This window comes from Methanoculleus chikugoensis (assembly GCF_019669965.1).
Classification (GTDB): domain Archaea; phylum Halobacteriota; class Methanomicrobia; order Methanomicrobiales; family Methanoculleaceae; genus Methanoculleus; species Methanoculleus chikugoensis.
On the sequence record NZ_AP019781.1, the window covers coordinates 2,173,811 to 2,191,951 of the forward strand.

Sequence of the window (18,141 nt, forward strand, 5' to 3'; positions counted from 1 at the left end):
GGAGACCCGACCATGAAACAGGCTGACCTCCTCTACACGGGGAAGGCTAAATCCGTCTACCGCACCGACGACCCGGAGGTATACATCATGAAGTTCCGGGACGACATCACGGCGTTCGACGGCGAGAAGAAAGATACCCTGGAGGGCAAAGGGAGATATAACGCAGAAGTATCGACCTTCATCTTCAGGTACCTGGAAGAGCACGGGATCAGGACGCATTACCTCGCGAGCATCGAGCCCGGCGTCATCGCCGTGCGGAACCTCACGATGATCCCGCTCGAGGTGATCGTGAGAAACGTCGCGGCCGGTTCGATCGTGCGCAACTACCCGTTCCGGGAAGGAGAACCGCTCGATCCGCCGGTGATCGTCATCGACTACAAGAGCGACGCACACCACGACCCGATGCTGAACGACGACCTGATCTACGCTCTCGGTCTCGCCACGCCCGAGGAACTCGACCAGATCAAGGCGATGGCGCTCGCGACAAACGAGCTGCTCAGCAAGTACCTCGACCTGCGCGGCATCACCCTGGTCGATTTCAAGATGGAGTTCGGCAAGTACAACGGCGAGATCGTCCTCGGCGACGAGATCAGCATGGACTCGATGCGCCTCTGGGACAAAGAGACCGGGACGTCCCTCGATAAAGACGTCTACCGGTTCGGCAAGGGGGACGTCATGGAGACCTACGCCGGCGTCGCGAAGCGGATCCTCTCCCCACCCTGGGGCGAGCTCGCATGAGGCGCATCGCAGCCGCCACCACTGCGGGGGGGCGGCAGATCGCCCCCGGCGAGGTGTTCGCACGGCTGAATCGCGAAGGCCGGGTCGGGTTCCGGCTCTCCGACGAACACGGCAACGCGACTCCCGGGAGTTACCCGAACGGGCCGGATGACGAAGTCAAAATCTTTATTCGATGATAGCCTATATCGAAGAATACAGGCGCCGGTAAGTTGGATAATTGGAGTTTTGTTATGAGTAAAGAAGGGACCGAAGAGGCGCGGGCCAGGGCAAAGGTGTACGCGAAGGAGAAAGGGTTCATCTTGAACGTCGACGAGAAGCAGCTCGATGCCGTCCTCCGCGGGCTTGCCCGGAACAAGGAGCGGTTCGGGGAGGCATACTGCCCCTGCAGGCTCCGGAGCGGCGACCCCGAGAAAGACCGGATCATCGTCTGCCCCTGCGTCTACCACGAGAACGAGATCGAGGAGCAGGGAACCTGCCACTGCCGGTTGTTCTTCAAGAAGGGCGAATAACTTTTTTTCCGTCCCGGCAGCCGTACTCCGCAAATCCGGCCTGGCGGTGCTTGAGTTCCAAATCGTCACCACTCGTGCCGGCACTACTCATACGCAATCGTCGGTTGCATTCCGGATACGGCTTGCGTGGTGGCTATCGCCATTGGGAGTGGCGGCTCGCGGGGAGTGCGACGGTGCTCACGCTCCGGTTCTTACGAACCATCGCGCTACGAACCGTCGCACTCACCCTGCCACTTACCGTCGGAGACCCCGGCTGTGCCTGAGGACGCTATAGACCGCGTAGAATCCGACGATCACCGCGAAGACGTAGCCCAGCGTGGCGAGAACCGAGACATACCCGGGTATGGGGGTATCGGCAACCCGGAGCACCAGCGATGAGCCCACGACGACCGCGGCAACCACCACCCCCACGATGATCTTGTCGCTCGTCCGGTCGATGACGCTGACGATCTCGTCGAGGTCGTGGTCCTCGAGTTCGAGCTTAACGGTGCCCTCAGAGAGTGTCTTCAGCGTCTCGTTCACGTTCCCGGGGATGGCAAGGAGGCCCTCGGCCGCACCGATGATCGACTGCACCGCACCCGTCACGTTATCCGGGGAGAGCCGTTGCGCCGCAGCGATATCGAGGAGGTACGGCCGGACCCTCTGATCGAAGTTGAACGAGGGGTCGAGCCGGGTGCCGATATCCATCACCATGACGATCACCTTCATCATGATCATCAGGGTCGACGGCACCCGGATACGGTACCTGCGAAGGGTCTCGGTCAGGCCCCGGATCGCCGTCCCGAAGTTCACCTGCTCGATCTTCGTCTCCCGGTAGTCGAGCAGGACCACATAAAGGTCGTCTTTCACCGCATCGAGCACCGCCGGGTCGATCCGGACGTCGAGTTTCTTGAGCGCCGAGATCACCCCGGCGACGTCCGTCCGGCTCATGGCGAGGAGGAGGTCCACGAAGACCCGCCGCCGCTCCGGGCGGAGGACGCCGACAATGCCGTAGTCGAGAAAGACGACCTCGCCCCGGCGTGTCACGAGAAGGTTGCCCGGGTGGGGGTCGCCGTGAAAGAAACCGTCGACGAAGATCTGCTTGACGTAGGCCTCAAACCCCGTCGCGGCGATCTCCTCGGGGATGAGACCGAGGGACCGGATCGCCTCCACGTCGTCGATGCGTACACCCTCCACGTAGTCCATCGCAAGCATGGCAGGGCCGGAGAGGTCCCAGTGGATCCGGGGGATCCTCACGCACGGCAGGCCCGCGAGGTTCCGCTTGAGGCGCTCCGCGTTCATCCCGTCCTGGGTGAAATCAAGTTCGCGCCGGATCTGGGTCACGAACTCCTCCACCACCCCCTCCGGGTTGTAGACCCGGAGATCGGGGAAGAGCGAGTTCGCCCGCTTCGCGAGCGACCGCAGGATCGTGATATCGATCTCGATCAGCTCGGCGATCCCCGGGCGCTGCACCTTGAGGGCGAGGACCCGGCCGTCCCGCGTCACGGCTCGGTGCACCTGCGAGAGCGAGGCCGACGCAACCGGCTCCGCCTCGATGACATCGAAACATTCCTCGAGGTTCCTGCAATGCTGCGCGATCACCGGCCGGATCTCATTGTAGGGGACCGGGGCGACCCGGTCCTGGAGTTTCTGCAGTTCCTCGACCAGCTCCGGGGGGAGGAGTTCCCGGCGGGTGCTTACGATCTGACCGAACTTGACGTAGGTGGGCCCCAGTTCCTCGATGGCGAGCCGGATCCGCTCGTAGACCGACCGTTCGTCTTTCCGGGTTTTCCCGAGCCCCCGCAGCCGTTCTCCGCCGGGAACGATCTCCTCGACGAGGATTCCGAAGCCGTATTTGACCAGCACATCGGCGATCTGCCGGTAGCGCTGGAACCGGGTGACCATCGGGGATGAATCGGCACTCCCGGTACTTAAGGGATAGGGCGGCTCATCCCCGGGAGGGGAGCCGGCCCCGCAGGAAGGACTTCCAGGGGTAGGGGACGAGGAGGAAGAGCGGCACGGCGAGGACGATCGCGAGCGGGATCGTGGTGAGGCCGAGCGTCAGCGTCGTCATATCGGCGATCCACCCGGTGACCGCGACTCCCATCCCGCCGACGCCGACCGCGAGCCCGAGCATCAGGCCGGAGACGAGCCCCACGTTTCCGGGGGCTATCTCGTGCGCCATGGCGACGGTGACGGCGAAGGTCGACCAGAGGATGAACCCGAAGATCATCAGCGCGACGAGCGAGACGATGCCGCCGGTCGTGAGGAATACGACAAACGGCGGGATGGCGGCAACAAGCCCCAGGATCGTGTACTCTTTACGGCCGTAACTGTCGGAGAGCGCGCCGCCGACGACCTGTCCCGCGACCCCGGCAATCAGCATGCCCGAGACCAGGATGTTCGCGGTCACGAGGTCGAACCCCCGCAGCGTGAGGATGGTGGGGAGGAAGGCGACCGAGCCGAAGATCGCCCATGCCCGGAGGCCGGAGGCCGCGACCAGGAGGACGATCGCCCGGTAGGAGGGGCGAACGGCCGGGGCGACGGGTTCCGGAACGGAGGTGCGATCGGGAGCGGGCAGGATGCGCCGGAGCACCACCGCCATCGCGAGGCCGGGGACGGCAAGCATGGCGAGGCCCGGAAGGCCCATCAGCCCGACGGCGACGCCCGCACAGATGGGGCCGATGGCGTAGCCCAGGTTGCCGCCGATGACGAAGTAGGAGGTGATCCTGCCCCGGCTCGCGTCCCGGGTCAGGCGGCTGACGGTGCCGAGCGCGCTCGGGTGAAAGAAGGCGTGCCCGAGCGCCGCGACGGCTACGGACGCGAGCACGATGTAGTAGTTGTCGAGCAGCCCGATGACGGAGATGAAGATCGCGCTGATGGCGACGCTCGTGCCGATGTGGACGGCAAACCCCCGGGTATCGAAGACCCAGCCGACGAGCGGCTGCACGAACGACGACGTGAGGTTGTAGACCGTGACGATCAGCCCCGCGAGGAAGAACGAGTAGCCCTGCTCCGCGATGAGGAGCGGGAGGATTGCAGGGAGGACGGGCGAGTAGAGGTCGGTCACCAGGTGGGCGGCGGAGAGCCCCCAGACAGATTTGATATTGGAGGTCACGGTATTAGATCCGCCTCAAGTGTATGACCTCTACGGTAATATCCACTCGGTCTTTGCGGTGGTGCGCAAACGTCCGCTTCATCGGGAATGCGCACCGGATAACCTCCTCGATCGTCGCACGGCCCTCGGTGTAGGCGGCGACGAACGGGGTCGAACCTTCGTTGAAGATGCCGTAAACCTCGCCCGCGAGTTCGAGCGCCCGGTCGATGAACGGCCGGTCGGCATGCGCCTTCTGCGCTCCGAACGGCGGGTTCATCACGACGGTGTCGCAGGCGAGACTCCCCCAGTCGACACCGGGGTCGCGGACGTCGGCGACCAGGAACTCGACGGAGACGCCGAGCGTCTCCGCGTTCCGCCGGGCGATCTCGATCGCCGCCGGGTCGATCTCGAGCCCGGTCACGGGAGAGGCGCCGAGGAGTGCCGCGCCGCAGGCGAGGATCCCCGTCCCGCACCCGAGATCAGAGACCGCTCTTCCCTCGATCGCCCCCTGCATCGCGGCATGGTGAAGGAGGCGGGCCGCCACCGGCGCCGGGGTCTGGTACTGCTCGAGCCGGGCAGTCGGCCGCTCGAACCCCGCGAGGCGTTCGAGCCGCATCTCAAGGTGCCGCAGGTTCATGGAGCAAGGTACTCGTCGATGGTATAGTCGTCCCAGTCCCGGGCGCCGCAGAGGATCTCAAACTCCGGCGGCGTCAGCACCGGGACGGGGAACCTGACCTGGTCGTCGTAGGCGAGCCGGGGGCAGGCGGTGTTCACGTAGGCCCCAAACCCGAGGTCGAGCATCTCGGCAGGCGAGACCTCGCGCATCGCGACCAGGAACGCCCGGTCGGAGAGGGCGGCGAGCCTTCGGGCGAGGGCCATCCGCTGCTGCCCGCTCTTGGTGCTGACAATGATCCCGTAGTTCGCGGCGTCCCGCGCCTTCTCCATCACCGCGGCGCGGCGGCGGACCAGGCGGTCGGCGTCCACCTCCTGCGCCTCGCCGGTGTAGGGGTCGAGCGCGACGACGCGGGCCCGGGTCGCGAGCCGGATCCCGATGGGGTGGAAGACCCCCGTCCCCACGAAGAGGATCTCCTCCGCTCCCGTCGCCCGGGCGGCGGCGAAGTTGCACCCGAGCACCTGCCCGGGGATCGGCGTCCGGCCGTCGCCGGGGGCGACGATCGCCTCGATGCCGCGATCGTGGAGATACGCCGCCATCGCGTCGAGGAGGTGGACGTGCTGGATGGTGGTGACGAGGCCGATGCGGCGGCCGGTGAGAAGAGGAAGGGCCTTCTCAAGCACGGTTACGTCGAAGTCGAACCGGACGGGCTCGTAGATGACATTAGATCGCTCCTCGACCGGAGCGTGGCCGAAGTGCACCAGGACGTCCGCATACGCGAGGGCATCGAGCGCGAGGTCGCAGGCTCCGTAGCAGGGATCGCCGCTGACGATCACCTCGAAACCCTCGCGGCGGAGGGCGGCGGCCGTTCCCGGTGCCTGCCGGGCGAGCCCGGCGGGGAACTGGAGGGCGACCGACCGCGCCCCGCGCTTGCGGAGCTTTCCGATGAGATCAGAGACAGGTATCAACGACACGCACCTGCGTCTCGGAGACCTCGATCTTCACCAGGGTCTTGAGCGGCCGGCCGATATCCGCGTCCCCCCGGCCGATGACCACACAGATGTCGGCGATCTCGGCGCCCGTCACCCCAATCGCGCTGATGAGGGCGCGGAGCGTCCCGCCGGTGCTGCAGACGTCGTCGATGATCACGACCCGGTCGCCCGCGGCAACGCCGTTCAGGTAGAGCTCGCCCTTCGAGTAGCCGGTGGCCTGGTGCACCGCGACCTCGCCGGGGAGGCCGTAGGGGCGTTTCCGGACGACCACGAGAGGGATGTCGGTCATCATCGAGAAGGCAACGCCGATGTGGATGCCCATCGCCTCGCAGACGACGATCTTGTCGACGTCGTTGAGGTCGAGGTTCCGCACCATGGCGCACCCGATCTCGCGGAGGAGCGCGGGCTCGAGGAGCGGCACCCCGTCGGTGATCGGGTTGATGAAGTAGTTGTACTCTCCCCGCTTCATGACGGGAGAGGCTTCCAGCGAATGAATCAGGCGTTCAAGCATCTATATCACCCATATCTATGAGGAACCGCTCGACCACGTCGCGGGTGACGTGGGGCATGCAGACGATCCGCATATGCCCGTTCCGGGTCGTCGAGACCCGCCACCCGGGGGGCGCACGGTCGCAGGAGAACGTCGCCACGTTGACGTCCGGGGTCACGGCTCTCGGGTAGCCGAGCGTCTCCATCCCCTCGATCAGCCTCCGGGTGTTCTCCATGCACCCGGCGACCACCGCCCGCATGCCGTCCATCCCCAGGTACTCGAGGACGGCGACCGCCGCGGCCACCGACGCTCCCGGCCGGGTTCCGGCGAGGGTGCACTCGCGCTTCACCGTCAGGTAGGGGGTGTCGACGTTGAGGCACGCGAACCATTCCGGGTTCCGCGTGAGGAGGCAGCCCGCCGGGATGGTGCTCATCCCCATTTTGTGGGGGTCGACGGAGATGGAGGAGACGCCGGGGAGGCTGAAGTCGAACGGGACGGGGCTGTCGAGGAACGGGACGACCATCCCGCCGAACGCGGCGTCGACGTGGAGGAAGACGTCCCGGTCGAGGGCGATCTCCGAGAGCCGGGCAATGGGATCGACCACGCCGTACTCCGTCGTCCCGACGACCCCGACGATCGCGATCGTATCGTTGTCCACCAGGCCGTCGACCGCCTCCGTGTCCATCCGGAACCCGGCATCAAGCGGCACCGTCCGCATCTCGAGCCCCAGGATGTCGCAGGCCTTCGTGAACGAAAAATGGCTCGACGCCGGAATGACGATGTTCGGGGACTTCACCGACTTCTGCCGTTTTGCAATCCGCAACGCCTGGATGTTCGACTCCGTCCCGCCGCTCGTCGCGTAGCCTCCGGCGTCCGCATGGTGCATCAGGGCACCGAGCCTCCGGACGAGGAGGTCCTCGAGCGCGGCCGTCCCCGGGAAGAGCCCGGGGTCGCCGAGGTTGGTCTCGAGGAAGATCGCGTGCGCCCGCGCCGCGACCGGGTGGGGCGGCGTGCACATCGAACTTAAAATATTCCGGTAGCCGAGATCCTCCCGCCGCTTTGACGAGAGGAAGGAGAAAAGGTCTTCCTCAGGGCAACCTACTTCACGCATTTCTTCTCGCCGCATCAAGGAGAATCTGCCGCTCTTTCCGCGCTACGGCCTCACGGATGCGGGGGACGGCATCGATGTTCGCCGAAACGCTGGAGATACCGTGCTCGACGAGCCACGTGACCATCTCGGGGTCGGAGCCGGCCTGACCGCATATGGAGCACTCGACGCCGTTCTCCCGGCAGACGCTGATCGCGTAGTCGATCAGCCGGAGCACCGCAGGGTGCTTGGGCTGGTACATATCGGCGACGTTCTCGTTGTTCCGGTCGATCGCGAGCGTATACTGGATGAGGTCGTTCGTCCCGAACGAGGCGAACCGGATCCCGGCCTGGATGAACTCCTCGACCATGAGGGCACTGCCCGGGACCTCGATCATGACGCCGAGGGTCGCGTTCTCCACGTCGACGCCCCACTCCTTCATCATCGCCCGGGCCTGGGTGAACTCGTTCGGGTGGTTGACCATGGGGAACATCACGCCGAGGTTGTCGTAGCCCGCCGCCCAGAGCCTCTTGAACGCCTCCACCTGCAGGCGGAACTGCTCAGGGCTCCGGAGGTCGCGGCGGATGCCGCGCCAGCCGAGCATCGGGTTGTGCTCGAACGGTTCTTCCTCTCCGCCCTCCATGTTCCGGAACTCGTCGGTCGGGGCGTCCAGCGTCCTGACCCAGACGGGCTTACCGGGGAAGGCATCGAGGACGGTCTTGATGCCGCCGTAGAGTTCGGCGATGAACTCTTCCTCCGCGTTGTTCTCGATGTACCAGCCGGGGGTCTTGTTCAGCCCGAGGATGAGGTGCTCGATCCGGAGAAGGCCGACGCCGTCCGCGCCGGTGGCGGCGGCACGCTGTGCGGCCTCGGGGAGGGAGACGTTCACCTTGACGAGCGTTCCGGTGATGACCGGGGCGACCGCTGCCGCCGCCGGTGCGGCTGCCGGTGCCGCCGCCGCGGCCGGGGCGACCGCACCCTCGTAGATGATGCCCTTCTCGCCGTCGACGGTGACGACCTGGCCGTCCTTGAGCAACTTGGTTGCCTTCTTGGTTCCGACGACCGCGGGCGTCCCGAGCTCGCGGCTCACGATGGCCGCGTGGCAGGTCATGCCGCCTTCGTCGGTGACGATGGCGCTGACCCGCCGCATCGCCGGCACCATGTCGGGGTTGGTCATCTTGGTGACCAGGATGTCGCCGTCCTTGACGCCGCTCGTGTCCTTGACGTCGCGCACGATGACGACCCGGCCGCTCGCGACGCCGGGTGAAGCCCCCTGGCCCTCGACCAGCACCACGCCGAGGGGGCCTTTCGGCTGCCCTGTGGCCCCGCCGTGCGGGATATCGGGGCGCTTGATCGTGGTTATCGGCCGGGACTGGAGGATGAAGAAGACGTCGCCGACGATCGCCCACTCGACGTCCTGCGGGACGCCGTAGTGGTCTTCGGCAATCTTCCCGAGCGTGGCGAGGCGCGCCACCTCTGCGTCGGAGAGGACCGGCGCGGTGCGCTGTTTCGCGGAGAGGTTGACGGTCTTCGTCCCGTGCTTGCCCTCCGGCACGATCATGATCTCCTTCTCGGCGATCAGGCGGTCGACGACCCGCTCGGAGCGCAGGTCAAAGACGTAATTGTCGGGGGAGACGCTCCCCGAGACGACGGCTTCCCCGAGACCCCAGGAGCCTTCGACGATCGTCAGGGGTTCGCCGGTGACGGGGTGAGAGGTAAACATGACGCCGGACTTCTCCGAGCGGATGAGTTCCTGCACGACGACGGCGATGTTCACGCTCCGGTCGTCGAACCCCTGTTTTGCCCGGTAGTAGATGGCGCGCGCGCCGTACAGCGAGGCCCAGCACCGCTGGACCGCGTCAAGGAGGTCGATCTCCCCGAGGATATTGAGGAACGTCTCCTGCTGGCCGGCAAAACTGGCATCCGGCAGGTCTTCGGCGGTAGCGCTCGAACGGACGGCGACGACCGTTCCGTTCGCACCCATCCGGTCGTATGCCTCGACGATATCCTGACGGAGGTGATCGGGCATCTCGACGCTGAGGACGATCTCCTGCACTTCCTTCGCGACCGATTCGAGCGCTCCGTTGTCGTCTACGTCCAGACGCTCCAGTTTGCGGAAGAGTTCTTCTTCGATCCCGGTCTCAATAAGAAACCTTCGGAACGCCTGGGCGGTCACCACAAACGCCTTCGGCACGGGCAGGCCGATGGCCGTCATTTCGCCCAATGAGGCCCCCTTTCCACCTACAGAAATGATATCTTCCTTTTTTATTTCTTCGAGCCACAGAACGTTGGGCATTTCCTTCATGCTCGCACCACACATATACTTCTCACCATCACATAAAAGATTTCGGAGGAAAAAGCATCAATACATATGATGTTGAACTAGTATGGGTTGAACCGTGAAATATAGAGTGCTGGTCAGCGACCCGCTGGCAGAGGAAGGGATCGACATCCTGAAGGAATTCTGCGATGTGGATGTCAATACCGGGCTAACCGAAGATCAACTCATTGCTGTTATCGGGGACTACGATGCCCTGCTGGTGCGCTCGGGAACCGAGGTGACGGCGCAGGTCATCGATGCGGGAGAGAAACTCAAGTTCATCGGCCGGGCAGGCGCCGGGGTCGACAATATCGATACGGAAGCGGCGACGAGGAGAGGCATCATCGTTGCGAACGCCCCCGAGGGAAATACCCTCGCGGCCACGGAGCACACGATGGCGATGATGCTCTCGCTCGCGCGCAATATCCCCCAGGCGACGGCGTCCCTGAAGAAGGGCGAGTGGAAACGCTCGAAGTTCATGGGCGTTGAACTGAACGACAAGGTTCTCGGCATCATGGGATTCGGGCGTATCGGGCGTGAGGTGGCAAAGCGGGCACAGGCGATGGCGATGAAGTGCATCGCCTACGACCCGTTCATCACGCAGGAGAAGGCGGCAAGCCTCGGCGTGGAGATGGTGCCGCTCGACGAGCTCTTCCGGAGAGCCGACGTGATCACCGTCCACACGCCGTTGATCAAGGAGACGCGCCACGTCATCAACACGAAGACGATCGCGACGATGAAGGACGGTGTCCGGCTGATCAACTGCGCCCGCGGCGGGATCATCGATGAGAAGGCCCTCGCGGACGGGATCGCGAGCGGCAAGGTCGCCGGTGCGGCGCTGGACGTCTTCGAGAGCGAGCCGCCGACGGACTCCCCGCTTCTCGGGCTCGATAAGGTGATCGTCACCCCGCACCTCGGGGCGAGCACGGTCGAGGCGCAGAAGAACGTCGCGATATCGGTCGCGAACCAGTGCATCAGCGTCCTCTCCGGCGGCGCGGCGAAGTACGTGGTGAACGCGCCGATGATCCCGGCGGAGCAGCAGGCGCTGGTCGAGCCCTACGCGATGCTCGCGCAGAAGATGGGCAGGCTCCTCGTCCAGCTCACCGAAGGGCGGCTGGAGTCGATCGAGGTCACCTACGGCGGCGAGGCCGCAGCGCTCCCGAACACGAAGTTCGTCACCCGCGTTATCCTGAAGGGCATGCTCGACCCGATCCTCCAGGCGCCGGTCAACATCGTGAACGCGGAGTTCGTGGCAAAGGAGCGCGGCATCCGGATGAGCGAGACGACGACGGAGGAAGCGCAGGGGTTCAAGAACATCATCACCATCACCGCGAAGACCGACAGGATGACGGAGACGGTGAGCGGGAGCGTCTCGGGCCCGAACCGCGCGCGGATCGTGAGCATCGGCGGATACATGACCGACCTGACCCCGACCGGCCACGTGGTCATCTCCCGCCACACCGACAAGCCGGGCGTCATCGGCAAGGCCGCGACGATCCTCGGCCGGGCGAACGTGAACATCGCGGGGATGCAGGTCGGGCGCCACAAGCCCGGCGAGGAGGCCCTGATGGTCCTCACCGTCGATTCTGCGGTGCCGGCCGACGCGATGGAAGAGATCAAGAAGATCGACGCCATCCACACGGCGAAACACGCCGAGATCTGATCGGTCGGATCGTCACCCCCCATTTTTGGCGCGTGCCGGCCCCCGATGTGGCGGAGCCGGGACGGAACCTGTTTTGGCGTGTGGCAATAATTTTATACCCGGAGCACCAACCTTATTGATCGTCGGGCAGACACGGGCTCGTGGTCTAGCTGGTTATGACGTCGCCTTGACATGGCGGAGGTCCTGAGTTCGAATCTCAGCGAGCCCATCACCGTTTTTGAAACGATTGGTTTTGTGAATTTATCGCTGAGGAGAGATATCTCCCGTACGGACGATTAAATCCCGATAATTCGTGCAGCTGCCATACGGACAATCATACTTCCCCGGGGCGCTACGCACGATAGATCCTTTCTTAACAGGCAGTTTGTGTTCACCGTCCAGACATGTTTTTCCGTAGTTTCCTACATCCACGCAGTGTCCATTGCCCGGGGCTGGAGGAGAGGAAGCCCGGGTTTCAGGCGATGGGTGGGCAAATCGGGGTGCGCTACTCGCGCAGTGACGGGGGCGGATCCGCCCATGTCCCGCAGCCACAGCAACCCTTAACCCCCAACCCCCAAAATCAGAGATTGTTGCCCCAAACCGGCCGCCGCCCCGACAGCATGGCTCCGTGCGGTGTGTACTGCGGAGCCTGCCCCTCATTCGGGAAAGGGTGCCGGGGATGCTGTTCGGAGAAACGCAAGCAGCGGCACACCAGCAAGGGGAACTGCACGATCCGCCGGTGCTGCTTCGAGGAGAAGGGCATTGCACTCCGCTCGCAATGCACGGACGTTCCCTGCAGGCTGACCGACGAACTCCAGGGCTCCTACCCGGGCAACGAGCGATTCCGGTACCGCCACAAGATCTACGAGAACCTCCAGGAGATCGAGGAGCAGGCCCCCGATGCGTGGCTGCCTGGGGAGAAAGCGAAGCGGCGCCGCCCGGTCTGCGGGAAGACGATCGTCTTCTACCATTACCGGTGCCCGGCATACGGGTACGAGCCGGGCCGGAGAGAGTGACGGGAGCGCGGTCAGGGAGACCGGACGCATCCTCAGAACAAACCGGCAGACCTATCGTTTCGATATCTAATTAGACGTCATGCCATACTCGTTCACCCGGAAGGTAACGGGCATATTCTTCAGATCGACAGATACATTCCGGGCTCTCGAAGAAGAGCACTTCGTACCCGCGCTCTTCCACTTCCTCAAACTCACGGCCCTCTTCTCCCTGCTGATGACCGCCACGCTCTACACCCTCCCGGGCATACCGATTGCAAGGAGGTGGTCGCTGACCGCCCAGGCCCTCCAGCCCCAGGACTTCTTCGTGGTTCTGCTCGTCGCGACCGTCATGATGCCGCTCCTTGTCGGCGTATGGCTGCATATATGGGTCTACATCTTCGGGGGGCGGAGAGGGATCGGCCAGACCCTCAAGGCGGCGATGTACTCCTACACCCCGTTCTACATCATCGCCTGGATCCCGATCCTCGGTCTCATTGGAGGAGCGGCCTCGACGCTCTACCCCCAGTACGTCGGGATCAGGGAACTCCATCACGTGTCGTCGCGCAGGGCGGCCGGTGCCGTCTGCGCCGCAGCGTTCCTGCCTGTCGTTGCAGTCTTCGGGATTATCGTCCTGCTGCTCGCTGCACCCGCTTCGATGGTCACCGCCCCCACGAGCGGGAACGGAACACTGGTCCTCCCCGACAGCCCATATCTGCTCGAACGTTCGGAACTCCCCGGGAACATCATCCTCTATACCGCAAACGAGATCGAGAGCGGACTCATCGCGAAGGGAGCAAAAGACTACGGCTGCTTGAAGGAATACTCGATGATGTACGCAACGGAGAAACCGTCTCCTCCGGCCACGAGGAATATCCGGCACTTCATCATGATCTTCACCCCGGGCAACGCATCAAAGATGGTACAGTCCGACGAGAAATACTACCGGGGGCTGGTGCCGCCACGAAATGCCGATGAACTGCCGGCACCCGACATCGGGGACCGCTGCATCAGTTACAGGATACCGGGCACGGGTTCGGGAGGAAGCGGCGAATACGAGAGTTACTGCATCATATTCACGAAAGGCGACATCTATGAGAAGCTCTTCACCTATGGACCATCCCCGGATTACGAACTCTTAAAGGACCTTGCCGGGCGTGCCGCGGCAAAGATCCCCTGAATTTTGAGGCAGCACCGGGCTGTCTGCAACCCGTATGGACACTAAGAACAGTACGTTCGGTCTCTGGGAGACACACGCGCCTCCCGACTGAGGGAAGGGAACTCTCCCCCTCGCACCTAGCGGTGCTCAGGCTCACTGTGTTCGCGCCTCGAAACTCTTCGAGTTTCTCAAGCTCGCTTCGCTCGCACTCCGCACCCTTCGGGTGCTTGAGCTCCGCTCCTTCGGAGCATCGCACCTCGCACCTCCGGTGCTCAAGCTCGCTTCGCTCGCACTCCCCGACAACCCTACTCCTGCAGTCTCGCCAGGAGTTCATCCAGCCGTGAGAAGGAGTCCTTCATGCCTGCCTCCATATCGGACTCCATCATCCCGTCGCGGTCTTCAACCGAGAGGAAGACCGACTGGCCGGTAAATTTCGTCCGGTTGCCGGGCAGTTCCTCGAACTTCGCCACCTCCAGGATGACGTGCCCGGACTCCGGGAGCCCCTCGTACTCGAAGGTCTGGATGATCCGCTCGGGAGGAGTCAGGTCGTGGTTCACCCCATGGAACCCGTACTCGTTCCCCTCCTCATCCGTCTGAACATACCGCCAGCGACCCCCGTTCCGCGCCTCGAACGTCTCTATCCTCGTAGAAAGACCCCGCGGTCCGATCCACTGCTTGAAGAGTTCAGGATCGGTGTGGGCCCGAAAGACCAGTTCTCGCGGAGCATCGAACTCACGGACGACGAACATCTCCTGTTTTCCGGGATCTGCCGCGATCCGGGCGGGGTTCTTCTCTGCCAGGGCCTGCCCACCCTCAATCGTGCCGCGGCCGGCTCTTTGCTCTTCTGGAGTTCCTGTGCCATTCTGTCCATCTCCTTTCGCATCCCCCGGGGCCCTCATCTTTTTATAGATTATCGACCGTGCTGCGGAACATCACCGTGAGCGGTCGCGAACGATCGGGAGAATCCGTCCCGGGCGAGATTGTACACCGAACCCGAACGACGTCGGATTAACGGCAGAGCCCCTTCACTGCAGCGGCCCTCGCCGCACCCGCGGCTCCCCGAGCAGCCACCCCGCGTACGGGACGCCGGCGAGAACCCGCACCGCCGCGTAACTCGCGAGCACCGCCGCGATAAAGACCGCCGGGTAGGTCGGCCAGTCCGCCCACGCGAGCCCCGTGAGCGAGGCCCAGAGACTCGCAGCGGCGGCGATGACGAGCGGGTGGACGAGGTAGATCCCGTAGGAATGCTCCCCGAACGACCGGGCGGCAGCCGCAGAGAGGCCGTCCGTCCCCTCCAGCCGCCAGGCCGCGAGGATGAGCACCGCGATGACCGGGACGTAGTAGAGCGGCTCCAGGATCCGGTAGATACAGAGGACCGCGAGCGTCGTGCCCGCGAGGCTCCCGTAACGGATCACGCTCGCGATCCAGATCCCGCCGAGGAGGAGAGCGCCCGCACCGGCCGCGACGAGAACCAACCCCGGCGGGACCGACCGGAGCGCCGAACGGCAGTCATCGGTATGCCGGGCGACGTGGACGCCGAGGGCGAAGTAGAGAAGGTGCGACGGGAAGAGGCGGATCAGGACGGTATACCACTCCAGGCCCAGATACGCCCCCGCGATGTGGGCGCCCGCGTTCCAGAGGATCTGGATGATGAAGAGCGAGAGGAGGAGGAAGAGCGACGCACCGGCCCGGTCGAAGAAGTCGTAGCCCCGGATGATGAGCGGGAAGAGGAGGTAGAGCTGGATGATCAGCACGAAGAACCAGAGGTGGTAGGCCGCATTCCCGAGGAGGAGGGCTTCCACAACCCTCTCCAGAGAAGGCACCCCGGAAAACCCGATCGTCCCCTCCACCGCGACCAGAAGGTAGAGCGCGGTGAAGAAGAGGTAGGGCGGAAGAATCGTCTTCGCCCGGCGGCGGTAGAACTCACCAGGCGAGTAATCGCCCGCATACCGCGCCGCGAGCACCCACCCGGAGACGAAGATGAAGACCGGCACCGCGAAGTGGGCGCTGATATAGATGAACACGTCGAGGAGGGCGAGCAGGTTCACGGCGGGAATCCGCGTGTAGTTCATCGAGACGTGGACGGCGATCACGGCGAGGGCGGCAACCCCCCGCATGTATTCGACCTCCCGGAACCAGACCACCGCAGCCACACCTCTCTATCGCCCGCAGGACACTGTACCATGGCAGGCCGGGCATATAACTGCCCGCACGCGCAGCGGGTCGGGCACTAATAATACAAGAAGACACCATCATATCCAGGAGAGTTGAGTCCATGCAGTACTCGGAAGGACAGGTCGGCAGGGTCTTCACCGTCCGGATCGACGACGGAGAGGACTTTCTAAGAGAGATCCAGCGGTTTGTCGCGGCGATGAACATCAGGTGCGGCACGATCCAGTTCCTCGGCGCCGTCCGGTCGGCAACGATCGTGACGGGGCCGAAAGAGCCGGTCATCCCGCCGTCCCCGCGGGGCGAAGAGATATTCGGAGGCTGGGAACTCCTCGGGTTCGCGACCATCTACCCCGGGGAGGACGGGCCGTCCATCCACCTTCATACGGCGGCGGGGAAGGGGATACGGTCGCTCACCGGGTGCCTCCGGGAGAAGGCGGAGGTCTACCTGGTGATCGAAGCGATCGTCACGGAGTTCGTCGGCATCACCGCAAAACGGCTCCCCGACGAGCAGACCGGCGTCAACCTCCCTGTATTCGACCGGATGCTCCCATGATCGGGCAGCCGGAATACCTCCCGATGACGGTCGCGGAGGCGGAGCGGCTCGGCATCGACCGGTTCGACATCATCCTCGTCACCGGCGACGCCTACGTCGACCACCCCTCCTTCGGGACGGCGCTGATCGGGCGGGTCCTGTGGAACGCCGCCTACTCGGTCGGCGTCATCGCCCAGCCCGACTGGAAGAGCGATGCTGATCTGGGGCGTCTCGGCGAACCGCGGCTCTTCTTCTCGGTCTCGGCCGGGAACGTCGACTCACTGGTGAACGCCTTCACGCCGAACCTCAAGCGCCGGAGCTCGGACGTCTACTCGCCGGGGGGGAGGCTTCTCCGGCCCGACCGGGCGACTCTGGTCTACACCGACCGCATCCACGCCCTCTTCCCTAAGACTCCCATCGTCATCGGCGGGATCGAGGCGAGCCTCCGGCGGTTCGCCCACTACGACTACTGGTCCGACTCCGTCCGGCAGTCCATCCTCGCCGACGCCCCCGCCGACCTCCTCGTCTTCGGGATGGGCGAACGTCAGGTGGTCGCGATCGCCGACCGCCTCGCGGCAGGAGAGACCGCGAGAGACCTCACCGAGATCCCCGGCACCGCCTACCGCGTCGAGAAGAAGGCCTGGCGGGGCATGGACCAGTCCGGATACGTCGTCCTCTCCGGCTACCCTGAGGTGAAAGACGACCGGTATGCTTACGCAAAGGCGTTTGCGATGCACTATGCCGAGCAGGATCCTCTCCGGGGCAGGCCCGTGGCCCAGCCGCACCCGAAGACCGTCGTCGTCCAGAACCCGCCGGCGATGCCGCTCTCGGGCGACGAACTCGATCGGGTCTACGAACTCCCCTACACGCGGAGAGCCCATCCCTCCTACACCGAACCGATACCCGCCCTCGAACCCGTCAGGTTCTCGGTCGTCACCCACCGCGGGTGTTTCGGCGCCTGCTCGTTCTGCGCCCTCACCCACCACCAGGGCCGGATCATCCAGAGCCGGAGCGCGGACTCGATCGTCCGCGAGGTGGAGCGGATGGCGAGGATGCCGGAGTTCACCGGGGTCGTCCAGGACGTCGGCGGGCCGACGGCGAACATGTACGGCATCCACTGCAGCCGGTGGGAGACCGCCGGCACCTGCCCCGACCGCCGCTGCATCGACTGCCCCGCACTCGACCGGAGCCACGAGGAGCAGGTTCGCCTGCTCCGGCGCATCCGCAAGATCCCGGGGGTGAAACGGGTCTTCATCGCATCGGGCATCCGCTACGACCTGATCGGTCCGGAGGACCGGGAGTATCTCACGGAAGTCTGCGCTCACCACGTCTCCGGGCACCTCAAAGTCGCGCCCGAACACGTATCGGAACGGGTCCTCGCCTCTATGGGAAAGCCTTCCCGCGAGGCTTTCGACGCCTTCCGCGAACGGTTCGAGGTCCTCCAGGAGGGGAAGAAGAAACGGCAGTATCTCGTCCCCTACCTCATGTCCGGCCATCCCGGGTGCCGGATCGCCGACATGGTCGAACTCGCCGAGTACGTCCGGGACACCGGTCTCTACACCGAGCAGGTCCAGGACTTCACGCCGACCCCGATGAGCATCTCAACGACCATCTACCATACCGGGCTCGATCCCTTCACCCTCGAAGAGGTCTATGTCCCGATAGGTCGGGAGAAACGGGTCCAGCGGGCCCTCATGCACTACCGCGACCCGGCAAACTACGGGCTCGTCTGCGAAGGACTCCGCGCGGCCGGGAGGGAAGACCTCATCGGGAGCGCATGGAAATGCCTCGTCCCGGCGAGACGGAAGAAGAAGTAAGG

Annotated in this window: 17 protein-coding genes and 1 tRNA gene; 9 read left to right on the forward strand and 9 right to left on the reverse strand. The window is 64.5% G+C overall.

Features of this window, described 5'->3' with window-relative positions; translation table 11 throughout:
* Positions 1 to 12 precede the first annotated feature (12 nt).
* From purC to MchiMG62_RS10955, 3 genes are read left to right on the forward strand one after another with little or no spacing between them, the layout of a single operon-like run.
* Positions 13 to 738, forward strand: a complete 726-nt coding sequence (gene purC, locus MchiMG62_RS10945; protein ID WP_221056980.1) for a phosphoribosylaminoimidazolesuccinocarboxamide synthase — start codon at positions 13 to 15, stop codon at positions 736 to 738.
* Positions 735 to 914, forward strand: coding sequence for a hypothetical protein (locus MchiMG62_RS10950; protein WP_221056981.1), 180 nt, complete (start codon positions 735 to 737; stop codon positions 912 to 914). The genes purC and MchiMG62_RS10950 overlap by 4 nt, the downstream gene beginning before the upstream one ends.
* 54 nt (positions 915 to 968) lie before the next feature.
* The gene (locus MchiMG62_RS10955; RefSeq protein ID WP_221056982.1) at positions 969 to 1,247 is read left to right on the forward strand and encodes a ferredoxin-thioredoxin reductase catalytic domain-containing protein; all 279 of its coding nucleotides are present in this window, start codon (positions 969 to 971) and stop codon (positions 1,245 to 1,247) included.
* 234 nt (positions 1,248 to 1,481) lie between these two features.
* Here the strand turns inward: MchiMG62_RS10955 and MchiMG62_RS10960 are convergent, their stop codons facing one another.
* From MchiMG62_RS10960 to ppsA, 7 genes are read right to left on the reverse strand one after another with little or no spacing between them, the layout of a single operon-like run.
* Positions 1,482 to 3,131, reverse strand: coding sequence for an ABC1 kinase family protein (locus MchiMG62_RS10960; protein WP_221056983.1), 1,650 nt, complete (start codon positions 3,129 to 3,131; stop codon positions 1,482 to 1,484).
* A 43-nt stretch (positions 3,132 to 3,174) separates the two neighbouring features.
* Positions 3,175 to 4,344: an MFS transporter gene (locus tag MchiMG62_RS10965; RefSeq protein WP_221056984.1), complete on the reverse strand. Its 1,170-nt coding sequence runs from the start codon at positions 4,342 to 4,344 to the stop codon at positions 3,175 to 3,177.
* A 4-nt stretch (positions 4,345 to 4,348) separates the two neighbouring features.
* Complete coding sequence (locus MchiMG62_RS10970) at positions 4,349 to 4,960, reverse strand: METTL5 family protein (RefSeq protein WP_221056985.1); 612 nt, start codon at positions 4,958 to 4,960, stop codon at positions 4,349 to 4,351.
* On the reverse strand, positions 4,957 to 5,910 hold the full coding sequence (gene dph2, locus MchiMG62_RS10975) for a diphthamide biosynthesis enzyme Dph2 (RefSeq protein WP_425331889.1): 954 nt from the start codon (positions 5,908 to 5,910) through the stop codon (positions 4,957 to 4,959). Before dph2 ends, MchiMG62_RS10970 begins: the two co-directional genes overlap by 4 nt.
* The gene (hpt, locus tag MchiMG62_RS10980; protein ID WP_221056987.1) at positions 5,888 to 6,439 is read right to left on the reverse strand and encodes a hypoxanthine/guanine phosphoribosyltransferase; all 552 of its coding nucleotides are present in this window, start codon (positions 6,437 to 6,439) and stop codon (positions 5,888 to 5,890) included. The genes dph2 and hpt overlap by 23 nt, the downstream gene beginning before the upstream one ends.
* The gene (gene mfnA / locus MchiMG62_RS10985; protein WP_221056988.1) at positions 6,432 to 7,529 is read right to left on the reverse strand and encodes a tyrosine decarboxylase MfnA; all 1,098 of its coding nucleotides are present in this window, start codon (positions 7,527 to 7,529) and stop codon (positions 6,432 to 6,434) included. The genes hpt and mfnA overlap by 8 nt, the downstream gene beginning before the upstream one ends.
* Positions 7,522 to 9,810 (reverse strand): phosphoenolpyruvate synthase, encoded by a 2,289-nt coding sequence (gene ppsA, locus MchiMG62_RS10990; RefSeq protein WP_280636154.1) that lies wholly within the window; start codon positions 9,808 to 9,810, stop codon positions 7,522 to 7,524. Before ppsA ends, mfnA begins: the two co-directional genes overlap by 8 nt.
* Before the next feature lie 94 nt (positions 9,811 to 9,904).
* On the opposite strand from ppsA, the gene serA reads away from it, so the two are divergent.
* The 4 genes from serA (at position 9,905) to MchiMG62_RS11010 (ending at position 13,639) form a co-directional block, all read left to right on the forward strand.
* Positions 9,905 to 11,488, forward strand: coding sequence for a phosphoglycerate dehydrogenase (gene serA, locus MchiMG62_RS10995; RefSeq protein WP_221056990.1), 1,584 nt, complete (start codon positions 9,905 to 9,907; stop codon positions 11,486 to 11,488).
* A 134-nt stretch (positions 11,489 to 11,622) separates the two neighbouring features.
* Positions 11,623 to 11,696, forward strand: a tRNA-Val gene (locus tag MchiMG62_RS11000).
* Between the two features lie 391 nt (positions 11,697 to 12,087).
* Positions 12,088 to 12,483 carry a DUF3795 domain-containing protein gene (locus tag MchiMG62_RS11005; RefSeq protein ID WP_221056991.1) on the forward strand — a complete coding sequence of 132 codons (396 nt, stop codon included), beginning with the start codon at positions 12,088 to 12,090 and terminating at the stop codon, positions 12,481 to 12,483.
* 79 nt (positions 12,484 to 12,562) lie between these two features.
* Positions 12,563 to 13,639 (forward strand): Yip1 family protein, encoded by a 1,077-nt coding sequence (locus MchiMG62_RS11010; RefSeq protein ID WP_221056992.1) that lies wholly within the window; start codon positions 12,563 to 12,565, stop codon positions 13,637 to 13,639.
* A gap of 284 nt (positions 13,640 to 13,923) precedes the next feature.
* On the opposite strand, the gene MchiMG62_RS11015 is transcribed toward MchiMG62_RS11010, so the two are convergent.
* Together MchiMG62_RS11015 and MchiMG62_RS11020 are read right to left on the reverse strand one after the other, a co-directional pair.
* The gene (locus MchiMG62_RS11015; protein WP_221056993.1) at positions 13,924 to 14,517 is read right to left on the reverse strand and encodes an SRPBCC family protein; all 594 of its coding nucleotides are present in this window, start codon (positions 14,515 to 14,517) and stop codon (positions 13,924 to 13,926) included.
* Between the two features lie 126 nt (positions 14,518 to 14,643).
* Entirely contained in the window at positions 14,644 to 15,771 is a 1,128-nt protein-coding gene (locus tag MchiMG62_RS11020) for an acyltransferase (RefSeq protein ID WP_244987697.1), read from the reverse strand.
* 122 nt (positions 15,772 to 15,893) lie between these two features.
* Here MchiMG62_RS11020 and MchiMG62_RS11025 point away from each other — a divergent pair, with 122 nt between their 5' ends.
* Together MchiMG62_RS11025 and MchiMG62_RS11030 are read left to right on the forward strand one after the other, a co-directional pair.
* Positions 15,894 to 16,343, forward strand: a complete 450-nt coding sequence (locus MchiMG62_RS11025) for a PPC domain-containing DNA-binding protein (protein WP_221056994.1) — start codon at positions 15,894 to 15,896, stop codon at positions 16,341 to 16,343.
* Positions 16,340 to 18,139 (forward strand): YgiQ family radical SAM protein, encoded by a 1,800-nt coding sequence (locus tag MchiMG62_RS11030; RefSeq protein ID WP_221056995.1) that lies wholly within the window; start codon positions 16,340 to 16,342, stop codon positions 18,137 to 18,139. The genes MchiMG62_RS11025 and MchiMG62_RS11030 overlap by 4 nt, the downstream gene beginning before the upstream one ends.
* Positions 18,140 to 18,141 lie beyond the last annotated feature (2 nt).

Excerpts from the sequence above, each read along its gene's own strand:
- hpt (WP_221056987.1), bottom strand. The coding sequence starts at position 6,439 with ATGCTTGAACGCCTGATTCATTCGCTGGAAGCCTCTCCCGTCATGAAG.
- mfnA (WP_221056988.1), bottom strand. The coding sequence starts at position 7,529 with ATGCGTGAAGTAGGTTGCCCTGAGGAAGACCTTTTCTCCTTCCTCTCG.
- MchiMG62_RS10955 (WP_221056982.1), top strand. The coding sequence starts at position 969 with ATGAGTAAAGAAGGGACCGAAGAGGCGCGGGCCAGGGCAAAGGTGTAC.
- purC (WP_221056980.1), top strand. The coding sequence starts at position 13 with ATGAAACAGGCTGACCTCCTCTACACGGGGAAGGCTAAATCCGTCTAC.
- MchiMG62_RS11030 (WP_221056995.1), top strand. The coding sequence starts at position 16,340 with ATGATCGGGCAGCCGGAATACCTCCCGATGACGGTCGCGGAGGCGGAG.
- MchiMG62_RS10970 (WP_221056985.1), bottom strand. The coding sequence starts at position 4,960 with ATGAACCTGCGGCACCTTGAGATGCGGCTCGAACGCCTCGCGGGGTTC.
- ppsA (WP_280636154.1), bottom strand. The coding sequence starts at position 9,810 with ATGAAGGAAATGCCCAACGTTCTGTGGCTCGAAGAAATAAAAAAGGAA.
- MchiMG62_RS11010 (WP_221056992.1), top strand. The coding sequence starts at position 12,563 with ATGCCATACTCGTTCACCCGGAAGGTAACGGGCATATTCTTCAGATCG.
- MchiMG62_RS11025 (WP_221056994.1), top strand. The coding sequence starts at position 15,894 with ATGCAGTACTCGGAAGGACAGGTCGGCAGGGTCTTCACCGTCCGGATC.
- MchiMG62_RS11005 (WP_221056991.1), top strand. The coding sequence starts at position 12,088 with ATGGCTCCGTGCGGTGTGTACTGCGGAGCCTGCCCCTCATTCGGGAAA.
- MchiMG62_RS11015 (WP_221056993.1), bottom strand. The coding sequence starts at position 14,517 with ATGAGGGCCCCGGGGGATGCGAAAGGAGATGGACAGAATGGCACAGGA.
- MchiMG62_RS10960 (WP_221056983.1), bottom strand. The coding sequence starts at position 3,131 with ATGGTCACCCGGTTCCAGCGCTACCGGCAGATCGCCGATGTGCTGGTC.
- MchiMG62_RS10950 (WP_221056981.1), top strand. The coding sequence starts at position 735 with ATGAGGCGCATCGCAGCCGCCACCACTGCGGGGGGGCGGCAGATCGCC.